This window comes from Caproiciproducens puteiluti, assembly GCF_052442865.1.
Lineage (GTDB): Bacteria > Bacillota > Clostridia > Oscillospirales > Acutalibacteraceae > Caproiciproducens.
On the sequence record NZ_CP194790.1, the window covers coordinates 612,701 to 637,199 of the forward strand.

At 46.7% G+C, this 24,499-nt stretch carries 23 protein-coding genes; 21 read left to right on the plus strand and 2 right to left on the minus strand.

The features are described 5' to 3' along the window. Window positions 1-56: 56 nt before the first annotated feature. The 4 genes from ACRQU7_RS03010 to ACRQU7_RS03025 all read left to right on the plus strand — a co-directional run bounded on the left by ACRQU7_RS03010 (window position 57) and on the right by ACRQU7_RS03025 (window position 3,871). A complete protein-coding gene (locus ACRQU7_RS03010) occupies window positions 57-497 on the plus strand; it encodes a phage holin family protein (protein WP_444643580.1) in 441 nt (146 codons plus the stop codon). Then, a complete protein-coding gene (locus tag ACRQU7_RS03015; protein ID WP_444643582.1) occupies window positions 494-2,623 on the plus strand; it encodes a hypothetical protein in 2,130 nt (709 codons plus the stop codon). The genes ACRQU7_RS03010 and ACRQU7_RS03015 overlap by 4 nt, the downstream gene beginning before the upstream one ends. A gap of 230 nt (window positions 2,624-2,853) precedes the next feature. Then, a complete protein-coding gene (locus ACRQU7_RS03020; RefSeq protein WP_444643584.1) occupies window positions 2,854-3,558 on the plus strand; it encodes a helix-turn-helix domain-containing protein in 705 nt (234 codons plus the stop codon). Next, window positions 3,545-3,871, plus strand: a complete 327-nt coding sequence (locus tag ACRQU7_RS03025) for a hypothetical protein (protein ID WP_339060199.1) — start codon at window positions 3,545-3,547, stop codon at window positions 3,869-3,871. Before ACRQU7_RS03020 ends, ACRQU7_RS03025 begins: the two co-directional genes overlap by 14 nt. A 286-nt stretch (window positions 3,872-4,157) precedes the next feature. On the opposite strand, the gene ACRQU7_RS03030 is transcribed toward ACRQU7_RS03025, so the two are convergent. After that, the gene (locus ACRQU7_RS03030; RefSeq protein WP_444643587.1) at window positions 4,158-5,090 is read right to left on the minus strand and encodes a ketopantoate reductase family protein; all 933 of its coding nucleotides are present in this window, start codon (window positions 5,088-5,090) and stop codon (window positions 4,158-4,160) included. Between the two features lie 159 nt (window positions 5,091-5,249). Here ACRQU7_RS03030 and ACRQU7_RS03035 point away from each other — a divergent pair, with 159 nt between their 5' ends. The 7 genes from ACRQU7_RS03035 to ACRQU7_RS03065 all read left to right on the plus strand — a co-directional run bounded on the left by ACRQU7_RS03035 (window position 5,250) and on the right by ACRQU7_RS03065 (window position 9,363). After that, window positions 5,250-5,804 (plus strand): TetR/AcrR family transcriptional regulator, encoded by a 555-nt coding sequence (locus ACRQU7_RS03035; RefSeq protein WP_444643589.1) that lies wholly within the window; start codon window positions 5,250-5,252, stop codon window positions 5,802-5,804. A gap of 162 nt (window positions 5,805-5,966) precedes the next feature. After that, window positions 5,967-6,152 (plus strand): hypothetical protein, encoded by a 186-nt coding sequence (locus ACRQU7_RS03040; protein WP_038322440.1) that lies wholly within the window; start codon window positions 5,967-5,969, stop codon window positions 6,150-6,152. Between the two features lie 69 nt (window positions 6,153-6,221). Next, on the plus strand, window positions 6,222-6,824 hold the full coding sequence (locus tag ACRQU7_RS03045; protein ID WP_444643591.1) for a class I SAM-dependent methyltransferase: 603 nt from the start codon (window positions 6,222-6,224) through the stop codon (window positions 6,822-6,824). A gap of 81 nt (window positions 6,825-6,905) precedes the next feature. Then, a complete protein-coding gene (locus tag ACRQU7_RS03050; RefSeq protein ID WP_444643593.1) occupies window positions 6,906-7,601 on the plus strand; it encodes an alpha/beta hydrolase in 696 nt (231 codons plus the stop codon). A gap of 47 nt (window positions 7,602-7,648) precedes the next feature. Next, a complete protein-coding gene (locus ACRQU7_RS03055) occupies window positions 7,649-8,410 on the plus strand; it encodes an MBL fold metallo-hydrolase (RefSeq protein ID WP_141827080.1) in 762 nt (253 codons plus the stop codon). A 186-nt stretch (window positions 8,411-8,596) separates the two neighbouring features. Then, a complete protein-coding gene (locus ACRQU7_RS03060; protein ID WP_444643596.1) occupies window positions 8,597-9,016 on the plus strand; it encodes an iron chaperone in 420 nt (139 codons plus the stop codon). After that, window positions 9,013-9,363: a DUF2200 domain-containing protein gene (locus ACRQU7_RS03065; RefSeq protein WP_444643598.1), complete on the plus strand. Its 351-nt coding sequence runs from the start codon at window positions 9,013-9,015 to the stop codon at window positions 9,361-9,363. The genes ACRQU7_RS03060 and ACRQU7_RS03065 overlap by 4 nt, the downstream gene beginning before the upstream one ends. Window positions 9,364-9,528: 165 nt before the next feature. Here the strand turns inward: ACRQU7_RS03065 and ACRQU7_RS03070 are convergent, their stop codons facing one another. Beyond that, the gene (locus ACRQU7_RS03070; RefSeq protein ID WP_444643600.1) at window positions 9,529-10,479 is read right to left on the minus strand and encodes a 2-hydroxyacid dehydrogenase; all 951 of its coding nucleotides are present in this window, start codon (window positions 10,477-10,479) and stop codon (window positions 9,529-9,531) included. A 162-nt stretch (window positions 10,480-10,641) separates the two neighbouring features. Between ACRQU7_RS03070 and ACRQU7_RS03075 the strand changes: the two genes are divergently transcribed. From ACRQU7_RS03075 to chvE, 10 genes are all read left to right on the plus strand, one after another. After that, entirely contained in the window at window positions 10,642-11,613 is a 972-nt protein-coding gene (locus ACRQU7_RS03075) for a carbohydrate kinase family protein (protein WP_444643602.1), read from the plus strand. A 257-nt stretch (window positions 11,614-11,870) separates the two neighbouring features. Continuing rightward, on the plus strand, window positions 11,871-14,267 hold the full coding sequence (locus ACRQU7_RS03080; protein ID WP_444643604.1) for a GH36-type glycosyl hydrolase domain-containing protein: 2,397 nt from the start codon (window positions 11,871-11,873) through the stop codon (window positions 14,265-14,267). A 59-nt stretch (window positions 14,268-14,326) separates the two neighbouring features. Beyond that, entirely contained in the window at window positions 14,327-15,742 is a 1,416-nt protein-coding gene (locus ACRQU7_RS03085) for a phosphoglucomutase/phosphomannomutase family protein (protein ID WP_444643606.1), read from the plus strand. A gap of 339 nt (window positions 15,743-16,081) precedes the next feature. Then, a complete protein-coding gene (locus ACRQU7_RS03090; RefSeq protein WP_444643608.1) occupies window positions 16,082-17,836 on the plus strand; it encodes a sensor histidine kinase in 1,755 nt (584 codons plus the stop codon). Window positions 17,837-17,943: 107 nt separating this feature from the next. Next, window positions 17,944-19,254, plus strand: coding sequence for an ABC transporter substrate-binding protein (locus ACRQU7_RS03095; protein ID WP_444643610.1), 1,311 nt, complete (start codon window positions 17,944-17,946; stop codon window positions 19,252-19,254). A gap of 89 nt (window positions 19,255-19,343) precedes the next feature. Beyond that, window positions 19,344-20,231: a carbohydrate ABC transporter permease gene (locus tag ACRQU7_RS03100; protein ID WP_038322452.1), complete on the plus strand. Its 888-nt coding sequence runs from the start codon at window positions 19,344-19,346 to the stop codon at window positions 20,229-20,231. A 13-nt stretch (window positions 20,232-20,244) separates the two neighbouring features. Beyond that, window positions 20,245-21,141, plus strand: coding sequence for a carbohydrate ABC transporter permease (locus ACRQU7_RS03105; RefSeq protein ID WP_444643612.1), 897 nt, complete (start codon window positions 20,245-20,247; stop codon window positions 21,139-21,141). Between the two features lie 221 nt (window positions 21,142-21,362). After that, complete coding sequence (locus ACRQU7_RS03110; protein ID WP_038322454.1) at window positions 21,363-22,127, plus strand: response regulator; 765 nt, start codon at window positions 21,363-21,365, stop codon at window positions 22,125-22,127. 85 nt (window positions 22,128-22,212) lie between these two features. Beyond that, window positions 22,213-22,749 (plus strand): nitroreductase family protein, encoded by a 537-nt coding sequence (locus tag ACRQU7_RS03115; protein ID WP_444643615.1) that lies wholly within the window; start codon window positions 22,213-22,215, stop codon window positions 22,747-22,749. Window positions 22,750-23,283: 534 nt separating this feature from the next. After that, on the plus strand, window positions 23,284-24,420 hold the full coding sequence (gene chvE, locus ACRQU7_RS03120; protein WP_444643617.1) for a multiple monosaccharide ABC transporter substrate-binding protein: 1,137 nt from the start codon (window positions 23,284-23,286) through the stop codon (window positions 24,418-24,420). The last annotated feature ends 79 nt before the right edge of the window (window positions 24,421-24,499 follow it).

The window sequence follows — 24,499 nt, forward strand, 5'->3', positions numbered from 1 at the left end:
CGTAATATGCGGGAGCGTTTTTCTATACACAAATTCATGAAACGGAGGTATTTCAAATGAAAGAGATTTGGAATTGGATACAACTAGCTTTTGTGGCTGTCGGTGCTTTTCTCGGGTGGTTTCTCGGTGGGATGGACGGGTTCCTTTATGCGCTCATAGCATTTGTCGCCATAGATTATGTGACCGGAGTGCTCTGTGCCATTGTAGATAAAAAGCTGTCCAGTGAAATCGGCGCGATAGGCATCTTCAAAAAGGTGCTTATTTTTACATTGGTGGGTGTAGCGCATATCCTTGATACGCAGATACTGGGTAGTGCTGGGGACAATGGTGGTGTCCTTCGGACAGCAGTAATTTTCTTCTACTTGAGCAATGAAGGTGTGTCTATTCTAGAGAATGCAGGACATATTGGGCTACCAATACCTGAAAAACTCAAGGAGGTTCTAAAACAGCTACATGGGCGTGATGATGAGCCCCCTAAGTCAGGTGATGGAATATGATTGATTTAACTAAAGCAGCAACAGTGTTCATCGGTAGACGCGGGGAACACTACTTTCGCCACCTTGAGTTTGACGTTTCCAGTTTGTTGGATGGCACCTACCCCGGAGCTGCCCTAAATGCTATATACAAAAGACCCGATGGTATTGCATACCCTGTGATCACTACCTATGCAGATGGAGTCCTTACATGGTCGCCCAGCGCAACGGATACACTGCTGGTCGGTGTCGGTCAGCTGGAGATAAGAGTTACTTATGGCGATGTGGTTGGAAAAAGCGTTCGGATACTGACCATCGTCGAGGAGGCCCTTGCAGACGGTATAGCTGAACCACCCGAGCCGCCAGCACAGGAATGGCTCAATCAGGTGCTTTCTGCCTTAGCTGAACTGGATATTGATGAGATAAATAATCTGCTAAATCTTACTTATAATCTGTTAAACACTACACACGACTTGGTCGAAGATACGCGCGACAATCTGTATATGCGGACTGGGGTTCTCCTGAACCATTCGCATCCAATAGAAACTGCCACAGCACCGGATATGATAAGCCGAAGAGCGGCCATCACATTTAATGGCATCACGAATGGCAACAACGTAGTAATCGGCACGGTAACATATACCTTTGTTACGGCTTTGGGTAGCCCTGCCGCAAACAATGTGCAAGTGTTAATCCAGGGCACCCTTCGCAACACCGTCAAGAAACTTGCCGAAGCTATAAGGGGTATCCAAGATGTAGCAAACATTGCTTATGGGTCAGGAACATCATCAAACCCGACTTGTACAGCCTATTGGACGAGTCAGATTTTCTCCATTGGTGATGTTACTATTCCGTCTGGTGAGAGTCTATTCATATTGGAAAGAACAGAAAATGCTACTACACCATTAGCCCTTACCTCTACTGCAACAGCTACTATCAACGCATTCACCAGAGCAAGCTATTTGAGATATGTGTTGAGCGGTAATGCTACCGGCGCGGGCGGTATTAATAGTGTCCGAGGACCTTTGCACACATTATTGCCCATTGGTAGTGTGGTTATAGGCGGACAGGGCGGATTGCTTTATCCGACGGCTTATGATTGTCATTTGGTTACCCTTTGCCGCCAATCGGATACAAGTGAAAAAGAACTAGACTTATATATCTCAAATGATGAAGTGAACTTTACCAGAATCTCACGCAGCACGCCTATCGGTGCAGATAGTTCAAACGCTGGGTTGCACATTCATATTCAAATTCGTCAAAGCCGAGTGCCTTCTGGTTATGGGCTGTATATCAGTATAGTAGAGTTCTTTCACTATGCAAGAATGAGCGTGGATATTATGTTTCAAATTATTAATGCTGCTTTGTTTGGTGATGAGTCCTTCGAGATAATGGACAGACAGCTAATAAGAAAGGTAAACAGTAAGCTAGATGCAATTTCATCATTTGCCAATCTAAAAACATTGCTGGATGCAAATAAAGTTAATCAAACTTTTTTATATTTACAAGCATTTGACAACTATATTAAGCATATTAAGACAATTCTTGTTACGGTAAAGACTAGCTTTATCATAGGTTCAAATGATGAATTTTTAATTAAAGAATTCATATATGATGGGATATCCTATCCACAGGTAAATGCTTTGAATAAGGTTAAAGAAGTAAATGATTATGTACAACAAAAGGCAGAAGAGATTCTTACAGAGGTTAAAGATCAATTGCCAAACTGTCTTAATAATAGTCAAAGAATCCAAAACATCAGTTTTAAACAAGTTATGAAAGAGAATGCTCAATCCAAAGCTGTTGAATATATATCATTCTTTATTGATGTACAAAATGATATAAGTGAGCTACCTAATAAAATAAAGGTATTGCCGTTGTTAGTGAAACCAAATGATGAGATATATAGCTTTGATTTTAGAATTAAAAAGATTTTTATTAGGAAAAAAGGTAGCGAAGAAGATGGCATAGTGGGGTATGCAGAACTTAAAAACGGATTAGAGACAAATGAATTCTATAGAATTTTTGAAGTTCATCCATGTGGTATTGATGAATACCATAGGTACATTTTTAATTTTGTAAAAGATTACCCTCAGGTAACATTGAATTATTATGCCATGGAAGGAACCATTATTATTTGTAAAGATTAGTGTAATGTGATCCCATTTACCATTAGTGTGACACACAGTAGGAACATTTGAAAAGACTGAGTAAAATATACTACTGTGGCAATGAAAAATAATAAACAGAGTAATAAATCAGAATTTTATGAGATAAAGGGCCTTTAGGAAATAATTTATTATTATTTTGCAAAAACACACTTGACGGGGACATTGTCCCTGTAGTGTATCATACTTCTTGAAAGGTGGTGGCGCAAATAATGCAGGCCAAAGAAGTTACAAAAAAACTAGGAATCAACAGGGACAGAATTAAATATTTCAAGAAGCATGGAGTATTTGTCCCTGAAATAGCAATCAATGATAGTAAGAACGCTGAATATACGGAGAGGGATGTTGCGACACTTAAAAAGCTGATCGTCCTCACAAAGTCTGGGTTAACTTGTGGAGATATCAAGAAGGTACAGGATGGTGAGTTGACGCTCCTAGAAGCAATCACCGAACGCAGGCTTATAATAGAGGAGGAAATGAAAAGAAAGCGTGGTTCGTTACTTCTTTCTGAAGAGCTGTTAGAAAATGATGTGGAGTATGACTCTATGTCGACAAACTATTTCTGGTACGAAATACAGAAGAGAGAGCAGGCAGGCGAGACATTTATGGATGTTGATGACATGTATGGCTATCGCCCCGTCACACTTATGCGCACAGTTAAATGCCCTCATTGTAGCGCAGAGCAGAAAGTTGATTTGGAGGACTACCTCTGGGATGAAACATCAAACGATAGTAGATTTGATGATGATATGGGAGCGGATATTGTGTACAGCTTTAATTCTGAGGGCAGTTATAATTGCGAAAAATGCGGTAAGGTACTCCAAGTTGAGGGTTGGATAAGAGAGTATCCGCTAGGTGCTTATGATTCAGAGCATATTGAAATTCATGTAATGGAGGATTGTCATGGGGAAAACTAATGAAGAAAAAGGATTGCTTGCAAAGTTGGCAAGTGGATTATTAGACGGTATGGTTGGTGACGAAAAAACCTACAGCGGATATAAGGACGTTTATTGCGGTAAGTATATAAAAGACGGAGAGCCGGTTTCTTATAGGGAGGGTGAATCAAGTCGTTTTTTTAACGGGAAAGAAAATGAAAGGGTGCCTGGGAAAAGAACAGAAGAGCACTACGATACTGATGAGCGTAAGTTGGAATTTCTACAAAAATACGGATGGTTGACAGATGACGAAGATGCTAAGGAGTATAGCGCAAAATTCAAGCCGAAGAAATAGCGAGGTGTTTTGAATGTGCTTATGCTGAAAAGAACATCCAGTTTAACTATGCTAATGTAGGTAGTGGATATGTTCCCAAGAACCGCAAAACCGTTGATATGTTCCCACATACCGCAAAAACTCTAAAAAACGGTTGACCTGTTCCCAAGAACGCAGACATCAATAATGGCAACTCGGGCCATACAGAATGTTGCTGCTTGCTTGAACGTATGTCAAGCGTTGAAAATAAAGGAGTTTAATAGGACCTCCTGGCATAGTTACTATTCTACGATAGGAGGTCCTTTCGTCATTGTTCCGTAATGAAGCTTTCTACATCGTAAAGCCGTGGCGCCTTTATTCCGTACTTTCTGGCATCTGTAATAATTTCCTGCACAGCATAGCCAACTTTAAAGTGGTTATGCGCCACAAGCGCATAGGGCATGCTTTTCGGAGAAAAAACAACGTGGCTCATGAGAAAACCAACGACTTTCGGCGGCAGTCCGCTCAACACTTTTGTCAAAAAATCAAGTTTTGAGCCCTTTGCTTTCAAAACAGGGATCATTTCTTTTAAGTTCCGCCCTAATCCGTCAAGCGCTTCGCGTGAGGAAATTACTTTTTCAAAACTGCCGCTTTTTAATACTTCGACTTCCATTGCAGCGTTGAACGCGAAGTGATTCCAGAGCCAACTTTTTACATCCTTTTGAACCATTATCTTGAAGCCTGCCCCAACAAAAAGCCTACGAACCTCTAGATCCCTTTTGGTAGGCTCGGGTTCAAATGTTCCAAACTGAACCGTCCTGTAAAGCCCGCCGTAAAGCGTGTTTCCTTCAAACCCGCCCCCGGCGCCTGGGAAGCCATAAACAATTTGGCTGAGCGGAATCGGCTGAACAGCCGATTGAGGGTCTTGCCAAAAGTTATTGAAAAAAAGAACAGTCGCATTTCCAACTCGCGGCGCAAGGTATTTTACCGCACTTGATACCTGCTCGGGGTTGACGCTCATAAAGATGAGGTCATAGTCGTGATTTTTGCTTATTTCTTCATGTGTTACAATAGGCCATTTTTCTTTGACCAGCCGGTCTTTCTTGCTTCGCCTTGCATCCCATATTTCTAAGTTTACATGTGAGCCATATTGTGCCTTTCTGCCTTCACGAACATAAAACTCAACGGTATGTCCCGCATTTTCAAACGCCCAGGCGTACTGCGTTCCTATAACACCTCGACCAAAAAATAGTATTTTCATTAAAGATTCCTCCATAATAATCATGTGTTGACTTCTCAACGAGTGTTTGATATTCTTAGCATACTGATTTGTGGATAAGACTTCAATAGTTACAATTGTTTCAACTGTTGAGAACTCAACACATTGTGCTAATTTGTTGAATATCGGGAGGAAAACTTTTTGGATAGAAGAATACAAAAAACAAGGCAGTTGATTATGAGTACCTTCATCGACCTTTTGGCTGAAAAAGGATTTGAGAAAATAACCATCAATGACATTGCCGAACGCGCAAACATAAACCGAGGGACTGTTTATCTGCATTACGCGGATAAATTCGATTTGCTTGACAAGTGCATTGAAACATACGTTGAGCTGCTATTAAATCACTGTGCCAATAGTGCTGATACCAGGCTAGACGCAAGTGCAATTCAAAGAATGTTTGAATATTTGGAGAAAAATTTTACAATATACAAATTGCTTCTTAGCAATGAGGGATTTGGATTTTTCCGCGGCCGCTTATATGCCGTTATTGCGCAAACAGTTACCGAGGTTATCGGTATAAAGTCAGAAAACCACGCATTTTCAAATGATGTAACCACTCATTTTTTGACGTCCGGGTTTATTGGCGTATTGGAATGGTGGATCAATAATTCTATGCCCTGCAATGTTCAGGAAATTACTGAGCAGCTTATGTTTTTGTTAGAACCATACACCAAGCACCTTGTATCACGCTAACCTAATTTGCTGATAATATTTTTACTATTAACTTGAATTGTAATGCAAAAGTAGGTGCCTGATCGACTAAAAAAGGCCTATCCAGGCGACTTTATCCGAAATATAGGCTTCCGCCAAGGAGATACCAGACGTGTCATAATTATGTAAAAAGGAGAACTTAAAATGGAAAAAGTTATATGGGTTCGAAGTAATGGAAAAATGATAGGTGCAAAAGAAGATGATGGGTTGGATATGGTAAACAAGTATTTGGAAGAAGGATGGAAAGTTAAGCATATATCGGCATGTGCTTTAGGTGAAAGCGTAATCACAGGCCAAGCGTATATTGTTATTGAAAAAAGTGATGATTAGCAGATGAGCATACAGATACAGAGACCGTTTGCTTGCTGGAACGAATATAAGCGGGATTGGAGAGGAAATATGGGCAATACGGATAAGTTTGAAATGATCGCTGATAGATATGATACTCCTGAAAGAGCCCAAATTGCAAAGGCATCATCAGAAGCCATTCGAGCATGTTTAGTTGATGCCAAAAGTAAAGATGCGATTGATTTTGGGTGTGGAACCGGTCTTGTCGGTATGAATTTGCTGGATGATTTTAAGTCGATCCTGTTTCTGGATGCATCGCAAAACATGATCGGTCAGATAAAACAAAAAATTGCTGGTTCTGATGTGCAGAACGCAGCTGCATTATGCTTTGACTTTGAAAAAGATCGTCTTCCGGGTTTACGTGCTGATTATATTTTTATGGCTCAGGTTTTACTCCATATTCATGATATTGAATTGGTTTTATCAAGATTATACGAGGTCCTAAAAGAAAGCGGACATTTGTTAATCGTGGATTTTGATAAAAATAAAGAAATAGTTTCGGATATGGTTCATAACGGATTTGATCAAATAGAGTTAACTGAAAGGATGACAAAAATAGGCTACAGGGAGATTCACTCGAAAACTTTTTATACTGGAAGCAAAATATTCATGGGGTGCGATGCATCTCTGTTTATTCTTGATTCTCAGAAATAGAGTATTCGCCAAAGCCCTCAAGCTTCACTGGGCATTATTATCGTCCGAACAGGTAGAATATAAAAGGTAGTGATTTAGAAGATGAAGCAGGAACGAATTCTGATTGCCGGCATTCCGTCAATCATTTATGGTGAAAAATCTGATAAGGCCTATCTGTTCGTCCATGGGCAGAACGGCAACAAGGAAGAGGCTGAAAGCTTTGCCGGGATTGTATCGGAAAGCGGCTGGCAGGTTCTGAGCATCGACCTGCCGGAGCATGGGGAACGAAAAAATGAGACTGGTCGCTTCTATCCCTGGATGATAGTGCCGGAGCTGCAGAAAACAGCGGACTATATGAATTCTCGCTGGAAGCGCATGGCCCTCAGGGCAACCAGTATCGGGGCCTGGTTTAGTATGCTTGCCTTTCAGGACAAACATATCGAAAAGAGTCTGTTCGTTTCCCCGATTCTTGATATGGTTCATCTTATTGAAAACATGATGCAATGGGCCGGAGTAACAAAGGACGAATTGGAAGCGAAAAAGATCATACCGACAAACTTTGGGCAGACTTTGTCATGGGAATATTATCTCTATGCAAAACAGAACCCCGTTCCAGTATGGGACAGCGATACCAAAGTGCTCTATGGAAGTAAAGACAATCTGACGGAACGTTATATAGTGGATGGATTCGTTGAGCATTTCCACTGCGGATTGACAGTTATGGAAAACGGAGAGCATTGGTTTCATGACAAGGATCAGCTGGCCTTTTTAAATAAATGGGAGCAGGAGAACTGTTGATTTTCGTCCGATAACAGGCGGCAGCGTTCTAACCGGGAGAATTATTTATGAGTGATTGGTTTACAATAGACCGACTTGATGCGGATACGTATATCATCAGCGAATACAGGCATTGGGAGGAAACGCACTGCTACCTTCTGAACGGTACGGAACGAAGTCTGCTGATTGACACCGGGCTTGGTATTTGTAATATTTCTGAAAAGGTAGAAAAACTGACGGATAAACCCGTGACTGCCGTGGCAACCCACATTCATTGGGATCACATTGGAGGACACAAATACTATCCGGATTTTTATGCCCATGCAGCAGAACTGAATTGGCTGTCCGGTGAATTTCCTCTGACGATGGATACGATTCGGAATATGGTGGTTGACCGATGTGATTTACCGGATGGTTACGACGTAAAGAATTATAAGTTTTTTCAGGGAACGCCTACAAGGGCATTATATGATGGCAATAAGATTGACATTGGGGGCCGCGTGGTTGATGTGTTGCATACGCCGGGGCATTCTCCGGGACACATGTGTTTCTGGGAAAAGGAGCGCGGGTATTTGTTTACCGGCGATTTGGTTTATAAAGGCACCTTATTTGCATACTATCCGTCCACGGACCCGGCGGCTTATCTGGATTCTCTGGAAAAAATATCCGTTTTGCCGGTAAAGCAAGTATTTCCCGCACATCACAGCTTGGATATACAACCCGAAATTTTAATACAGATGCGTGATACTTTCAGACAGCTAAAGGCGGATGGCAAACTCCACCACGGGAGCGGAACATTTGATTACGGTGACTGGTCGGTATGGCTGTAGTGGGTGTCAGGGTTCACGGCACTTGCTGTCCAAGGTCCTGAAAGGAAAAACAAATAAGATTATCAATGTATTTGCCGTGGTATTCACCGTTTTGGCAGGATTCCTAGTCGCTATGCTATTGATGAGTCACCGATGGGTTCGTATCCAATAGGCATCAGTGATAAAATAACAAGGAGCGTGGGTTAAATGTGGAAATGCCCGAAATGCGGCCGTGAGTTCAAAAACACGGAACAAGATCACTTTTGCGTGAAACCGAACAGCATTGGCGAATACATCGCCGCACAGCGGGAAGATGTGCAGCCCCTGTTGCAAAAAATCCGCGAAACCATCCGCGCCGCCGCGCCCCAAGCCACAGAGAAAATCTCGTGGCAGATGCCGACGTTTTGGCAGGGTGAGAACCTTATCCACTTTGCGGCGTTCAAAAAACATATTGGGCTATACCCCGGCGGCGAGGCTACTGCTGAGTTTGCAGAGCAGCTCGCAGGATATAAGACCAGTAAAGGGACGATTCAGCTTCCGCTCGACAAGCCGATCGATTATGAACTCATCACCGACATCGTGCGATGGAGAGTAAAGCGGAAAGAGAAAGGGAGTGACACCTTATGACAAACGAGCGCGTGTTCAAGATGGCGTTTTCGAGCGTCTACCCGCTGCTTGTCCAGAAGGCGGAGCGCAAAGGGCGCACCAAAGCGGAAGTCGATACCGTCGTTCAATGGCTGACGGGGTATGACGAGCATGGCTTGCAAGCACAGATTGTGAAAAATAGCGATTACGAAACATTCTTTGCCGAAGCTCCGCAAATCAACCCAAACGCCCATAAAATCACGGGCGTAGTCTGCGGCATTCGCGTAGAGGAAATCGAAGACCCGCTTATGCAGAAGATACGCTGGTTAGATAAACTGGTGGATGAACTGGCAAAAGGGAAACCCATGGAGAAGGTTTTGAGGAGTTGAGGGTGTCTAGTTTCCATGACAGCGCAGATGATAGGACATGGACCTGCACAATACCCTGACCTGTTCAGAGGAATGCCGGTCCATCTCCAGTCCAGTATCAGTGGTGATATTACAGAATTTTCGGAAGCTCTGCGCTATAACGATACGGTATTGTTATGATCTCGTTTAATCTACTCTGTTAATGGGCTGCCCTTTAGAAAAAGCACGGATATTATCCCGGATCAATGATATTAAGCGCTGTCTTGTTTCTAGTCCCCGCCACCCCATGTGCGGAGTGATGATCACATTCTCCATTGTATACAAGGGACTTGCATCATCTAATGGCTCGACTTCCTGAACATCCAGTCCCGCACCTGCAATTGCATTATTCTGCAATGCGCCGATCAATGCTTTTTCATCAATCAGGGCTCCCCGTGCAGTATTGATTAAATATGCGGTTGGCTTCATCATGGCCAATGTCTCTTTATTGATCATATGCCTTGTTGATTCGTTCAAAGGACAATTCAGAGAAATAAAATCGCTTTGCTTAAAAACCTCTTCATTGGTTGTAAAGTGAATTTTCTCTGTATCCGCTCTGGGGGTTCGGGTAGATACTGAAATTTTCATTCCGAGTGCTTGTGCAACTTTGATGATTTCTTTTGCGATATTGCCATAGCCGATCACTCCCAGTGTTTTACCGTTTACTTCTACATGGTCTACCATTAAGTGCTTATGGAAATTATCATGATTTCCCTGCGAAAGCATACGAATCTGTTTCTGCATGGAGCTTGCTAAGTTTAAAATCAAAAGGATTGCCGTGTGTGCCACTCTTTCACTGCTGTAAGCGGGAATGTTGCATAATAGGATCCTCTTTTCATGGACCGCATCCAAATTGATATTATTATATCCGGTCCCGGCTTCACAGATCATTTTTACACTGTCAGGGAATTTTCTGATAATGTCGCCGCTGACTTTCATTTCTTTCGTTACAACAATGGTAAAACCGTCAACCCGCTCCAAAATTTTATCTTCGGGCGTTTCATCATAGATTACGACTTCAGATGCAATTTGTGAGTAGTCAATGTTTCCATCATAATTTACCAGACCGGCATTCAATACCACAGTTCTGTCCTTCATAATTTTTTCTCCTTTATATAATTTGATTTTTTAATTCCTCATATCCATATTGTAGCGTTTTTCATCAGGCATTACAATCATCATTCTTAATATACTCATAATCCTGTTGAACAGCGCTTATGAGTAAAAAAGAAGGATTAATTTTTCTCGGGGAGTGAGCGAATGTTTGATTTAGTCGCGTTGGGCGAACTGCTGATTGACTTTACATACCACGGCAAAAGCGAAAACGGGATGCGCCTGTTTGAGCAAAACCCCGGCGGTGCGCCCGCGAACGTGCTCTGTGCCGCTTCGAACTTAGGCTTGAGCACTTCGTTTATCGGCAAGGTGGGCAAGGATATGCACGGAGATTACCTGCGCAGGGCGCTTGAAGAAAAGGGTGTCGACACCAGCGGGCTGATCAGCGCGGAGAATGTGTTTACGACGCTTGCGTTTGTTGAGCTGTCAGAAACAGGCGAGCGCAAATTCTCGTTTGCACGCAAGCCCGGCGCGGATACCTGCCTTTCAGCGTGCGAGGTTAAGCGTGAGCTGACAGAGGGGTGCAGGATTTTCCACTTCGGATCCCTCTCACTGACCGATGAGCCGTCGCGTTCCGCGACAATAGAAGCGGTTAAGGCCGCGAAAAAGGCGGGGGCCATTCTTTCTTACGACCCGAATTACCGTGCGCCGCTCTGGAAAAGCGAGGACGAAGCCGCCGGAATCATGCAGAGCGTCCTTCCTTTTGCGGACATTGTAAAAATCAGCGACGAGGAAATCGGGCTGATCACAGGCGAGTCTTCTTCCGAGGCCGCCGCCGGGTACCTTTTTCAAAAGGGAGTCTCCTGTGCGGTGGTCACGCTTGGCAGCAACGGCGCCTATGCCGCAGTGAGAGGAGCGTCTGCGCTCGTTCCTGTTCCCGATGTTCCGGTGGTTGACACCACAAGCGCGGGGGACGCTTTCTGGGGCGGTTTCCTCTATAAGCTGGCTTTGAGCGGGCTTCGCCCCGGTGAGCTTGGTGAAGCACAGCTCCGGGATTTTACCGGATTTGCCAACGCGGTCGCCTCGCTGTGCGTTCAAAAGCGCGGAGGAATACCGGCGATGCCCACAATCGATATGGTCAGGGATTTTCTCAACCGAAAAAGGAATAACGATGAATAAACCCTGAGAGCGTAAAAGCAATTTTGCTTTTACGCTCTTTTTCTTAGAATAACTGAATCATGAAAAGACGCCGGCCCAGCCGGCGTCTTTTCATATTGCTGTGCTTCGGCAGATGATTGGGCAAGTGTGGAGGCGCCTGCTCCGCTCTCTGCGAAGCTACACAAGAATATACAATTAAGTACAACATCTGTTATTTATTCAGTTCCGGATCTGCTTTATAATTGATTCAGAATGAAAACCGGAGGAGAATTGGGAGAATGAGATACGGCTATTTTGATGATGAAAAGAAAGAATATGTCATTGATCGCGTAAACACACCGGTTCCCTGGACAAATTATATCGGTGTAAACGATATGTGCGCTGTTCTCAGCCAAACCGCGGACGGTTATGTTTTTTATCAATCTCCGCAGTACCACCGCATTACGCGTTTCCGCCCGAATGCGCCGGTCAGCCGTCCCGGCCATTATGTGTATCTCCGTGACGACGAGACCGGCGAGTATTGGAGCATTTCGTGGCAGCCTGTCGCGAAGGACCTGACCAAAGCGAAATATGAATGCAGGCACGGGCTTTCCTACTCGAAATACCGCTGTGATTATCAGGACATTTCCGCCTGCCAGACGGTGTTTATTCCTCTGAACGAGCCGGTCGAGTTGTGGGATGTGGCGCTGAAAAACGACGGGGCCCGGCCGCGCCGCCTCAGCGTTTACTCTTACCTTGAGTTTTCGTTCCACCAGATCGATATGGACAATCAGAATTTTCAGATGAGCCTGTATGCCTCGGGCTCCAGCTATGCCGACGGCATCATTGAATATGACCTCTATTATGAAGAATCGGGGTACCAGTGGTTTACCTCCAGCTTTGAACCGGATGGGTTCGACTGCCTGCGCGATTGCTTTTTGGGCGCTTACCGCGACGAAAGCAACCCGGTTGCGGTCGAAAAAGGGGAATGCTCCGGCAGCTTTGAAAAAACAGGCAACCACTGTGCCGTTCTGCAAAAAAAGCTCGTTTTGCAGCCGGGGGAGGAGGTTCGGCTTACCTTTCTGCTGGGGGACGGAAAACGGGAAGCGGCTGTCCCTGTAAGGAGAAAATATTCCGATCCGGCCAATGTGGACAAAGCGTTTTCTGACCTCGCGGCTTTCTGGCAGGAAAAGCTCGGGAAGCTGCAGGTCAGCACCCCAAATCAGGGAATGAACACTTCGTTGAATATCTGGAACCTGTATCAGTCCGAAATCAACATTCTGTTTTCACGGTTCGCCTCGTTTATTGAAGTGGGCGGCAGAACCGGCCTGGGCTTCCGCGATACTTCCCAGGACGCGATGACCATCGCGTCCTCCAATCCGGAAAAGTGCAGGAAGCGTATTATCGAGCTTTGCAGGGGCCTTACACAGCAGGGCTACGGGCTGCACCTGTTCCAGCCGGAGTGGTTTGACCCCGAGCTCCGGGGAAAACAGCAAAGCTTCCAATCCCCCACCGTGGTTCCCACTCCCAGCAGGGAGGAAATGATTCACGGGATCAAGGACGCCTGCTCTGACGACGCACTGTGGCTGATTGCCGCAATCAGCGAATACGTTAAGGAAACAGGGGAAGCTTCCCTTCTGGAGGAAACGGTTAGCTACGCCGACGGCGGAGAGGATACGGTCTATCAGCACATGATGCGGATTCTTGACTTTTCCGACAAACAGGTTGGCTCCACCGGCATTTGCAAGGGGCTTCGCGCCGACTGGAATGACTGCCTGAATTTAGGCGGCGGGGAAAGTGCAATGGTCTCGTTCCTGCACTACTGGGCTATCCAACATTTTCTTCATTTGTCCCGGTTTATCGGAAAAAACGAGGAAGCAGAAAAATATGAAAAGATGGCCGAAAAGGTGAAAAAGGCATGCAACGATAACCTGTGGGACGGGGAGTGGTATATCCGCGGGATTACCGCCAACGGCAGGAAAATCGGTACCCATAACGATCGGGAAGGCAAGGTACATATCGAGTCCAACACCTGGGCGGTTTTTTCCGGCGTGGCCGACCGTGACCGCGCGGTCAGGGCGATGGATTCTGTCGACAAATACCTCTATACGCAATATGGACTGATGCTCAATGCGCCGTCCTATACAAAGAGTGACGACGAAATCGGGTTTGTCACGCGGGTGTATCCCGGCGTTAAGGAAAACGGTTCGATTTTCAGTCATCCGAATCCGTGGGCATGGTGCGCCGAGGCGACTCTTGGGCGGGGCGACCGGGCCATGAAATTTTACAACGCCCTGCTTCCCTATAACCAGAATGATGAAATAGAAGTCCGGCAGTCGGAGCCCTACTCTTACTGCCAGTTCGTAATGGGAAAAGACCATACCGCTTTCGGACGGGCAAGGCACCCGTTCATGACCGGCTCGGGCGGCTGGGCGTATTTTGCCGCAACCCGTTACCTTCTTGGGATAAGACCGGATTTCGACCGCCTGATTGTCGACCCATGCATTCCAAAGAATTGGAGCAGCTTCGATGTTACCCGCGTCTGGCGTGGCGCTGTCTATGAAATCCATGTTGAGAATCCGCACGGCGTCAGCAAGGGAGTGAAAACAATGGAACTGGACGGAAAAACCGTTTCCGGCGGGATTCCGGTACAGAAGGCGGGAACACGGCACCGGGTGAACGTTGTGATGGGATAAGGGAGTCGGCGCTCGCCGTGCAGAGCGGTTTTGTGTACGGAGAAAAGTGCGGTGAAGATATGATAAAATTTGGAACAGGCGGATGGCGCGCAGTCATCGGCGAGGAATTTACCAAAGCCAACGTCCAGCTGTTAACGGCTGCGATCGCCGGAAAGCTGAAAGCTCAGGAGAAAACAGCAAATGGATTCGTAATCGGATACGACCGGAGGTTCCTGTCGGAAGAGGCGGCCAAATGGGCGGCGGAGGTGATGGCGGGGGAGGGAATCCCCTGTCGGCTGATTGACAGGGAATCGCCCACTCCATTGATTATGTTTGCGGTGCAGTATTATGGACTGCCATACGGCATGGCGGTCACCGCCAGCCATAATCCTGCCATTTACAATGGGATCAAGGTTTTCATGAAGGACGGGCGGGATGCCGACGAAATTCTGACAGGGGAACTGGAACAGTACATGAAGGACATCGACCCGGCTCAGATCAGGCGGATACCGTTTGAAGACGGGGTAAGGAGCGGCAGAATTGAGCTGATCGATCCGATAAATCAATATATTGACAGCATTATCCGTTCCATTAACATGGACGCGATCCGGAGCCGCGGCCTCAAAATCGTACTTGACCCGATGTATGGGGTCAGTAAAACGGCACTGCAAACCATTCTGCTCACGGCCCGGTGCAATGTGGATGTCATCCACGAGCGGCACGATGCGCTGTTCGGGGGCAGGCTGCCCGCGCCGAACAGCAAAACGCTTGCCGGGCTGATGAATTATGTCGAGGAGAATCACTGCGACATTGGAATCGCAACCGACGGCGATGCGGACAGACTCGGTGTGATCAACGACAGGGCCGAGTTCCTGCATCCGAACAAAATACTGACCATGCTTTATTATTACCTGATGAAGTTCAAAGGATGGCACGGGGCGGCGGTGAGAAACATTGCCACAACCCATCTGCTTGACCGCATTGCCGAGGATTTTGGGGAAACCTGTTATGAGGTTCCGGTGGGATTTAAATATGTTTCCTCAAAAATGGCGGAAACAAACGCGATTATCGGGGGGGAATCCTCCGGCGGGCTTACCGTGCGCGGACATATTCAGGGCAAGGACGGCATTTATGCGGCCGCGCTGTTGGTGGAAATGATCGCGACCACGGGCCGCAGGCTGTCGGAAATATACAATGAGATTACCGATCAATACGGGAGCTGCGAAATGGACGAGTGCGACTTTCGGTTTTCACAGGAAGGAAAAGATAAAATAACAGAGATCCTGCTTCAGGATAAGCTGCTGCCGGATTTTCCGTACGAAATCGAAAAGGTGTCCTATATGGACGGCTGTAAGGTTTATTTTAAAAATCAGGGCTGGATTATTGCGCGCTTTTCCGGTACGGAGCCGCTGCTGCGGATTTTTTGCGAGATGCCTACCCTCCAGGCCGCGCGGGAAACCAGCGATGTTTTCAAACAATTCCTTTCTCTTTCATAACTACTCCTGAAGAAGGCAGCCGGAATTCGCGGCTGCCTTCTTTAAACTGACGGCAAAGCCGCGCAGCCGCAAAATTGCAAAGCGGTTTGCTTTCCGCACCCTTTGCCTCCTTCCATGGGGGAGAAGGCGCGCCCGGTGCGCCGGAAGGATTGAAATTGCGCCTGCCCTTTTGGAAGGGACTATGTTATAATTGGACATACGGAATTATATTCGCAAAAGGAAATCTACAGCAATTCCATTTCAGTTTGCGAGACCGCCGAAGGCGGGGGAGTGACGCAGCCTTGTTGCAGAATCAACTGGAAATGCTGTATTTTGAGTTTATGGAAGCGGAGAAAGGCTATGAAAATGAAGACGAAGAGGAATTCTCAGCAATTCTCTCTCAAGTGGGGACTGGTCTGTATCATTATAGCATGCTGGATTTTGCCGATTGCTCTCATCAGCGGTGCAACCGGGTATTATATTACGCACAATATCAATGACCAGATTACGGAAACCATTACGACTTCCGCTAATAATTCCCTGAAAATCGCGGTCAATCAGCTCGATTCCGCCATTTCTTCCTCAAGGTATGCGTCCTACAACCCGGCGGTTAAAAACGCATACGGCAGTTTCAATCGGACAGGGGACGCCAATGAGCTGTACGACCGGGTCACGGCGTTTTTATCGCAGCAGTACAAATACGACGATAAATTTCTCATTACGGCACTGTATTTCTGCGGGCAGCCCGACAACGTTTATTACACGTTTAACGCAACCTACAACGCAACCTCCGCCGTACAGGAATACAGAAATCACGCGCATCAGCAGGTGCGCGAATTGTCGGAAACGCTGGGAAGCGATATTGGTTTCATCAACGCCGACGGAAGGACTTATATGGTCAGAAATATCCTTGACGGGGATTATAAACCCTATGCGGTGCTGACGATGCAGTTGGATACCGCGGGCATGTTTGCCGGTATCAAGAATATTGTCTGGGGAAAGGACACGACAATCTGGCTCAACGACACGCCGGTCGTGCTGAACGGAGAACAGCTCTCGCCCCAGCGGCTGGGGATCGCGTTTAAGGCAAACAGCCAGACGTTCCGGAGCATTGGAGACCGTACCTACCTTTACGGAATGAACCGGACCGGAGTGTACCGGATTTCCTATGTAATCGCGGTGGACATTTCTCCCCTTGCGGCAGAGCTGAACCGATTTAAAATCGTCCTCGTATGGATGGGAATTCTGATTGTTCCGCTGCTTGCTCTTGTAATCTGGTTTTTTACCCGGAACGTGTCACGCCCGATCGACCGGCTGATCGTGGAAGCGGGAAATATAGAAGAGGGCAATTTCGGCGTTCAGGTTTCGGGCGACTCCCGCAGTATCGAATTTCAGTACCTGACGGATGCGTTCAACAGCATGTCGTCCAAGCTGAAGTATCAGTTCGACCGGATTTACAGGGAAGAGCTGGCTCTTCGCGACGCCCGTATCATGGCGCTTCAATCGCAGATCAATCCGCATTTTCTGAACAACACGCTGGAAATTATCAATTGGGAGGCAAGGCTCTCCGATAATGTCAAGGTTTCCCGTATGATTGAAGCGCTCTCCACCATGCTTGACGCCGCAATAGACCGCAAAGGCAGGCCGGTTGTCCATGTTTCCGAAGAAATGATGTATGTGGACGCGTATCTGTACATCATTTCGGAACGGCTCGGGAAACGGCTGACCGTAAGAAAAGAAATCGATCCTTCTCTTTTGGACTTGTACGCGCCGCGTTTGATTATGCAGCCGATTATCGAAAACGCTGTCGAGCATGGAATCCAGCCGCAGCAGAAGGGAGTCATCGTCATCCGTATTTTCCGCGAAGCAGACAACCTGATCCTTGAGGTGGAGAACGACGGCGCGATGTCGCCGGAGGACGAAAGGCGCGTTGAGCGCCTGCTGTCGGATGAATACGATACCGCGAATGAAAGTGCGAACAATCTGGGAATCCGCAATGTAAACCAGCGCCTGAAGATTATTTACGGGGAGAGCAGCGGCCTTTCAATTAAAATGAACAGTTATGGCCATACAATTTCCAGAATCGTTATTGCTATTGAACAAAGCAAACAATAATATGCAACAAATGGCAAGATTATCTATTATGTTTTTAATGCTGAAAGTGTAATATAGTATTCACTGGAAAAGATACGGCATATTTCAAATAATATGGAGGTTGTTTTATGAAAAGGGTAATTGCATTCATCCTTACAATGGCGCTCGGCGGCTCAATGCTTGCCGGATGTCAAAGCACGCCCGCGGCGTCACAGGCCGCTTCTCAGGCAGCGTCTTCCGAGGCGGCAAAGCCGGTGGAAATCACAGTCGTAACCTCGTACGGAGGCGACGACGGCAACCGGGCGAATTATGAAGCGGCTTACAAGGCCTATGAGACTTCTACCGGCAATACGGTCAAGGATGCCTCCGGTACTTCCAACGAAGAGTGGAAAGCCAAAATCATGGCCGACTTTGAAACAGGCGCCGAGCCGGACGTACTCTTTTACTTTAACGGCGTTGATGCGAACAAGCTTGTTCAGGGCGGCAAGGTAGTCAGCATCGATGAGATCCGGAAAACATATCCCGATTACGCGAGCAATATGACGGACGACCGTCTTGGGGCGTCCCCCGCGGATGGCAAAAACTATTCCGTCCCGGTAAACGGCTACTGGGAAGGACTGTTCATCAACAAGAAGGTCCTCAAGGACTGCGGCGTTGAAGTTCCCGGTGCGGATTACACCTGGGACCAGTTCCTGAAAGACTGCGAGACAATTAAATCGAAGGGGATCACCCCGATCGCCTGTTCTTTGCAGGAGGTCCCTCATTACTGGTTTGAGTACTGCATATTCAACCACGGTACGCCTTCAACCCATACGAAGCTTCCCGCCTCTTCTACGGATGACGTTGGCAAAGCCTGGGCGGAAGGTCTCAACGATATTAAAACGCTCTATACAAAAGGTTACTTCCCAAAGAACACCACAACGGCAACGGATGCGGAAACCTTCCAGCTGATGGCTGACGACAAAGCTGCTTTCGCGATCGACGGTTCCTGGAAGATCGGCTGGTTCCAGGAAAATGCAAAGAGCATCGACGACTTTACCGTTACCTACGTGCCGGGTGAAAACGGAAGAAAATCCACGGATATCATCGGCGGCCTGTCCATGGGCTATTATATTACCCAAAAAGCGTGGAGCGACCCCGCCAAACAGAAGGCGTGCGTCGACTTTGTAAAAGCAATGACGACGGATGAAGTGGTTTCCACCTTCGGCGCGACGGCAGTCACCGCATTGAAGAACGGCACGATCGCGAAAAGCGATACGGATTCCCTGGAGCAGGCGGCTATGGCCATGACCAAGGGCGCAACGGGAATTACTCACGCCACGCAGGATGGCTTGATACAAACAGCACGTACCGCGCTGTTTGCGGATATTAAGAATATCGCAACCGGAAAAACAACGGCCGAAAAGGCAATCGATGCCTGTCTGGCAATTAAGAGCTAATTCTTCATCTCACATATTTTCCTGTTCAATGTCAAAAACCGGAGAGTGGTGTATCAGCTCTCCGGTTTTTTTAAAGAGGGCGATGATCAATGAATTCTACGATCTACAAAAAAAAATCACCGTTGGCGGTATTTCTGATTCCCGCATTCTTATTTATGGCTGTGTTTCTGTATTATCCTTTTGCCATGAATATTTACAACAGCTTTTGCAATATCACCGGGCTCGGTACGGCGGCGGAGGGGTTTAATTCCCCCTGGTATCTGAATTACGGAAAGCTTTTTCAGGATCCGATTATGAATACGGCGCTGGTCAATACCATGCTGCTCATGATTTTGACAATCATTTTTCAGGTTGGAATCGCTTTATTGCTTGCTTTATTGATCGATAACATCAAAAAGGGCACTCAGTTTTTCAGAACCGTGTACTTTTTTCCGATTGTCATTTCCGCAACGGCTCTGGGACTTTTATTCAACCTGATTTTTCTATATGACGGCGGCATGGTAAACCAGCTGCTGATGAAGTTCGGCATGACCGATATGATCGATTGGAAGGACGAAGCACATTTTCTGTTTACCATGATGACTCCGGTTATGTGGCAGTATGTCGGATTTTATTTCGTCATTATCGTAACCGGCCTGAATAATATTTCACCCGACATTTACGAAGCCGCGGAGATTGACGGCGCAAGCGGGTTCAACCGTGTCCGCTACATTTCGCTGCCGCTCCTGCACAATGTTCTGATTACCTGCCTGATTTTGGCAGTCACCGGCGCGCTGAAGGTGTTTGACCTGCCCTGGGTCATGATGGGCGCGGGTATGCCGATGGATCAATCGTGGCTGACGGGAACTTATATGTATAACCAGACCTTTACCATGGGCGATGTGGACTATGGTTCCACCATTGCGATTGTGATTGTCGTGATCGGTGTGGTTGTTTCTCAGGTTGCAAACCGAATCTTCAAAGAGAAGGATTATTAGGGGAGGGGAAAAGATGCGAACAGCAGATACACGGGAGCCCGCACGGTCACACGGTGTCCGGCGCAGGGTACAGCCGGGGAAAGTTCTCATTTACCTTGTTCTTTCCTTTTGGGCGGTTACCACCATTTACCCGTTTCTTTGGGTCATTATGAACTCGTTTAAGGTAAAAGGGCTGATTCGGTCCGATTCTTTTTCTGTTCCGATGGGGGACAGCTTTACATTTGATAATTATAAGACGGCCTTCAACCGTGTGGATATTTTCGGAGCATATAAAAACAGCCTTATCATTTCGGTCGCAGTTACCGTCGTTGTCGTACTGCTGGCCGGATTTGCGGCGTACGGCATGGCACGCTATCAATTCCGGGGAAGAAACGCCCTGCATTCCCTGATCATCGCAAGTATGATGTTCCCGGTTTTCTCCACCATCATCCCGGTTTTCCGTATGATGTTCGGCTGGCATATCGTCAACACGAACAGCGTAGCGCTTTCTCAGCTGAGTGTCATTTTACCGCAGATCGCAGGGAATCTTTCTTTTGCAATCGTCGTTCTCATGGGATTTATCCGAGGGCTGCCGATCGATCTGGAGGAAGCGGCTTATTTGGAAGGATATAATATTTATCAGATCTTTTTTAAAGTGATCGTTCCGATTGCAAAGCCGTCCTTTGCCACCGTTGCCATTTTCACCTTCCTGTGGTCTTATAATGATCTTTTTACACAGATGTTCTTTTTACGGTACAAGGATGCCTTTACGATCACACGGCTGCTTAATGAAATTACTTCGATTGCCGGTGTGAATTACGGTTTGATGGCGGCCGCGGTTGTTTTGGTCGTTGTACCCGTACTTGTCGTTTATGTATTCCTTCAAAAAAATATTATCAAAGGGATGACCGCCGGGGCAATCAAAGGGTAAAAATTTTATATGACGGCAATTCCATTTCCGTTTGCGAGACATGTTCCTCCCCCGCCGAAGGCGGGGGAGGAACGCAGTCTTGCTGCAGAATCAACTGGAAATGCTGTAGGATCTTGTGATTTGTACAGAACGGGTATATTTTTTGTAAACGCCAGAAAATATACCCGATTTTTCTGTGTTCTGTGCTATAATTTCAGTATGATGATTCGGAGGCATTCAATATGTATAAAGTAATTATTATTGATGATGAAGATATTATTGTGGAGGGTCTAAAAAAGGTGGTCGATTGGGCGAAATATGACTGCGAGGTAGTCGCCACCGCGTCGGACGCAAAGTCCGGTGCAAAAGCCATCCGGGAAAACGATCCGGATATTCTGTTTACAGATATCAAAATGCCTGATATGGATGGTCTCACCATGCTGGCCGGGCTGAAAGGGGAGTTTCCCGACATGCAGATTACCGTGCTCACGGGATACCGGGACTTTGAATATGCGACGCGTGCAATTCATATCGGCGTGACGAGATTTTTGCTGAAGCCTTCTAAAATGAATGAACTGGAGGAAGCGCTTCAGGTCATGACGGAAAATCTGCGAAGGCAGCAGAAGGGGATTCCGGAATCAAAAGAGAAGCCGGCGGAAGAATTACAGCAGACAAACGCGGCAAACAACTTTATCGTACGGGGCGCTTTAAACTACATAGGAATTCATTATGCAGAGAAACTGACGCTTACGGAGCTTGCGGAAAAGGCATATGTGAGCCAGTGGTATCTCAGCAAGCTGCTGAATAAATATACGAATAAAAGCTTCTGCGACCTGCTGAACGAAACCCGGATTAAGAAAGCGGAAGAACTGCTGCAGAACCCTTCTTTGAAGATTTACGAAATTTCGGATGTACTGGGATTCAACGACGTCAATCATTTTTCACGGGTCTTTAAAAAAATCAGGCAAATGTCGCCCAACGAATACCGCAACGCCGTATGTAAATAATGATACGGCGGCAGCTTTTATAAATGAGAGGACCGGATCGGTCTATAGAAACATCTGCACAAAAGACTGAAAGGAGATCATCAGATTGCAAGAAATAGAGAATCGAAGGAGCATTCGCAAATATCAGAACCGAAAGGTTGAAAAAGAGAAGCTGGTTCAAATACTGGAAAGTGCCAGGCTGGCGCCCTCCGGAAGCAATACGCAGCCCTGGACGTTCCTGATTGTGGAATCGGAGGATACGAAAGAGAAGCTGGCTGCTGTCGACCATCATCAGACGTGGATGACGGCAGCTCCGATTTTGATTGTGTGCGTGGCGGATATTCGGTGTCGTATTCCCATGGATACCGAGATCCGTCTGGATGAAAACAGCGCTGAGCCGGAGCTTAAGCACATTATCCGGGATACTGCAATTGCGGTCGAGCATATATTGCTTGAAGCGGAGCATCAGGGACTGGCGGCCTGTTGGACAGGCTGGTTTGAGCAAAATGACGTCAGGCCCATTCTGAACATACCGGAGGATAAATATGTGTGCGGAATTATTCCGCTGGGATATGGCGATGAGACGCCGGAACAGCGGCCGAGAAAAGCAATGGAGGAAATCGTGAGATATGAAACATGGTGACGATGCAGTGATTGCCTCGCAAGGAATACAGAAGCATTGAAATTTTGGCTCCTGTCCCGGAAAACTGTACAGGAGAAATAGATCCCGTCGGGCTTGTTCCGGACCGCCGCAGTTGGCGTCCGGAACAAGCTCTCTTTTTAGCCTATTCCATTTTCCACCTCAGTTCCGCCCATCCGGAGTCTATGCTTTGATTGCAGCATTTCCAGTTGATTCTGCGACAAGGTTACGTTCCTCCCCCGCCGAAGGCGGGGGAGGAACGTGTTTTGCCTCGCAAACTAAATGAAATTGCTGTAGGACATAATTTTATTAGAGAACAACCAAGTTTAACTTGTTACAGTACAACTTGTACATACAAATAAACAAAGTAATGTTCAAAAATAATTAAATTTATATTGACAAGTTTAAATCTTTGGTATATATTGTAGATATAAACAGCGCGTGTTAGGAATATAAACTGTGTATTTGTTATATTTCCGCTAAAAATAGCGGTATTATAAAAAGTTGTATTAATAACATGTAAGGAGCGAGAGAAGAATGAAAAGGATCAAAAGATTGATGGCGATTTTTCTTACGGCGTGTATGCTTTTGGCAACCGCGGCGTGCGGCTCTGGACCGAGCACATCGCAGGCGGCAAATGCCCAGCCGGCTGCTTCTGACGAAGCGCAGCCTTCCGCGGCGGCAAACGGACAAAAAGTCGGTGTGGCAATGCCGACCAAATCCTCCGAACGTTGGATCCGTGACGGGAACAACATGAAAGAGCAGCTCGAAAAGCTGGGTTACACAGTTGATCTGCAGTATGCGGAAGACGATGTTCAGGCACAGGTTTCTCAGATCGAAAATATGATTACGGGCGGCGCGAAGTGCCTAGTAATCGCCTCCATCGATTCCAGCGCTCTGGTAAATGTCCTTGCGGAAGCAAAGAAAAACAACATTCCGGTCATTGCATACGACCGTCTGCTGATGGACACCGACGCGGTTTCTTATTATGCAACCTTTGACAACAAGGGCGTAGGCACACTGATCGGCCAATACATAGAAGAAAAAATGGGCCTGAAAGAAGGCAAGGGTCCTTTCAACATTGAACTGTTCGCGGGTTCTCCCGACGACAACAACGCGCACTTCCTCAACACCGGCGCAATGGAAGTCCTTCAGCCTTATATTGACAGCGGCAAGCTGAACGTTGTTTCCGGCCAGACCGATTTTGACAAAATCTGTACTCTCCGCTGGTCGCAGGAAACCGCTCAGAAAAGAATGGAAGACATTTTGTCCGGCTATTACAGCACCGGCAAAAACGTTGACGTTGTTCTGAGTCCGTTCGACGGCATTTCCTACGGTATTGCGGCCGCTCTGGAAGGCGCGGGCTACAAGGTCGGCACAAAGTGGCCCGTCATCACCGGGCAGGATGCCGAAACAATGGCCATTAAGAACATCAAGTCCGGCAAACAGACCATGACGGTCTTTAAGGATACCCGTCTGCTTGCGTCAAAGTGCGTTACCATGGTTCAGGCCGTGATGGAAGGCAAGCAGCCGGAAATCAACGACACCAAATCCTACAACAACGGCAAGCTGGTCGTTCCGTCCTATCTGTGCACACCTGTTGCCATTACTCAGGACAATATCCAGAAAGAGCTGATCGATTCCGAGTATTATAAGGAATCCGATATTTCCTGATTCGTTCAAGCTTGAAAATTTGGGCGGCAGTGTCACAGCTGTCGCTCAACCTATTAATACCACAGGAGCGAGGTGCGTA

Coding starts and splice junctions, on each gene's coding strand:
- ACRQU7_RS03020 (WP_444643584.1), top strand. CDS start 2,854: ATGCAGGCCAAAGAAGTTACAAAAAAACTAGGAATCAACAGGGACAGA.
- ACRQU7_RS03040 (WP_038322440.1), top strand. CDS start 5,967: ATGGAAAAAGTTATATGGGTTCGAAGTAATGGAAAAATGATAGGTGCA.
- ACRQU7_RS03075 (WP_444643602.1), top strand. CDS start 10,642: ATGTTTGATTTAGTCGCGTTGGGCGAACTGCTGATTGACTTTACATAC.
- ACRQU7_RS03050 (WP_444643593.1), top strand. CDS start 6,906: ATGAAGCAGGAACGAATTCTGATTGCCGGCATTCCGTCAATCATTTAT.
- ACRQU7_RS03105 (WP_444643612.1), top strand. CDS start 20,245: ATGCGAACAGCAGATACACGGGAGCCCGCACGGTCACACGGTGTCCGG.
- ACRQU7_RS03060 (WP_444643596.1), top strand. CDS start 8,597: ATGTGGAAATGCCCGAAATGCGGCCGTGAGTTCAAAAACACGGAACAA.
- ACRQU7_RS03080 (WP_444643604.1), top strand. CDS start 11,871: ATGAGATACGGCTATTTTGATGATGAAAAGAAAGAATATGTCATTGAT.
- ACRQU7_RS03095 (WP_444643610.1), top strand. CDS start 17,944: ATGAAAAGGGTAATTGCATTCATCCTTACAATGGCGCTCGGCGGCTCA.
- ACRQU7_RS03110 (WP_038322454.1), top strand. CDS start 21,363: ATGTATAAAGTAATTATTATTGATGATGAAGATATTATTGTGGAGGGT.
- ACRQU7_RS03010 (WP_444643580.1), top strand. CDS start 57: ATGAAAGAGATTTGGAATTGGATACAACTAGCTTTTGTGGCTGTCGGT.
- ACRQU7_RS03085 (WP_444643606.1), top strand. CDS start 14,327: ATGATAAAATTTGGAACAGGCGGATGGCGCGCAGTCATCGGCGAGGAA.
- ACRQU7_RS03055 (WP_141827080.1), top strand. CDS start 7,649: ATGAGTGATTGGTTTACAATAGACCGACTTGATGCGGATACGTATATC.
- chvE (WP_444643617.1), top strand. CDS start 23,284: ATGAAAAGGATCAAAAGATTGATGGCGATTTTTCTTACGGCGTGTATG.
- ACRQU7_RS03100 (WP_038322452.1), top strand. CDS start 19,344: ATGAATTCTACGATCTACAAAAAAAAATCACCGTTGGCGGTATTTCTG.
- ACRQU7_RS03025 (WP_339060199.1), top strand. CDS start 3,545: ATGGGGAAAACTAATGAAGAAAAAGGATTGCTTGCAAAGTTGGCAAGT.
- ACRQU7_RS03090 (WP_444643608.1), top strand. CDS start 16,082: ATGAAAATGAAGACGAAGAGGAATTCTCAGCAATTCTCTCTCAAGTGG.
- ACRQU7_RS03015 (WP_444643582.1), top strand. CDS start 494: ATGATTGATTTAACTAAAGCAGCAACAGTGTTCATCGGTAGACGCGGG.
- ACRQU7_RS03065 (WP_444643598.1), top strand. CDS start 9,013: ATGACAAACGAGCGCGTGTTCAAGATGGCGTTTTCGAGCGTCTACCCG.
- ACRQU7_RS03030 (WP_444643587.1), bottom strand. CDS start 5,090: ATGAAAATACTATTTTTTGGTCGAGGTGTTATAGGAACGCAGTACGCC.
- ACRQU7_RS03045 (WP_444643591.1), top strand. CDS start 6,222: ATGGGCAATACGGATAAGTTTGAAATGATCGCTGATAGATATGATACT.
- ACRQU7_RS03070 (WP_444643600.1), bottom strand. CDS start 10,479: ATGAAGGACAGAACTGTGGTATTGAATGCCGGTCTGGTAAATTATGAT.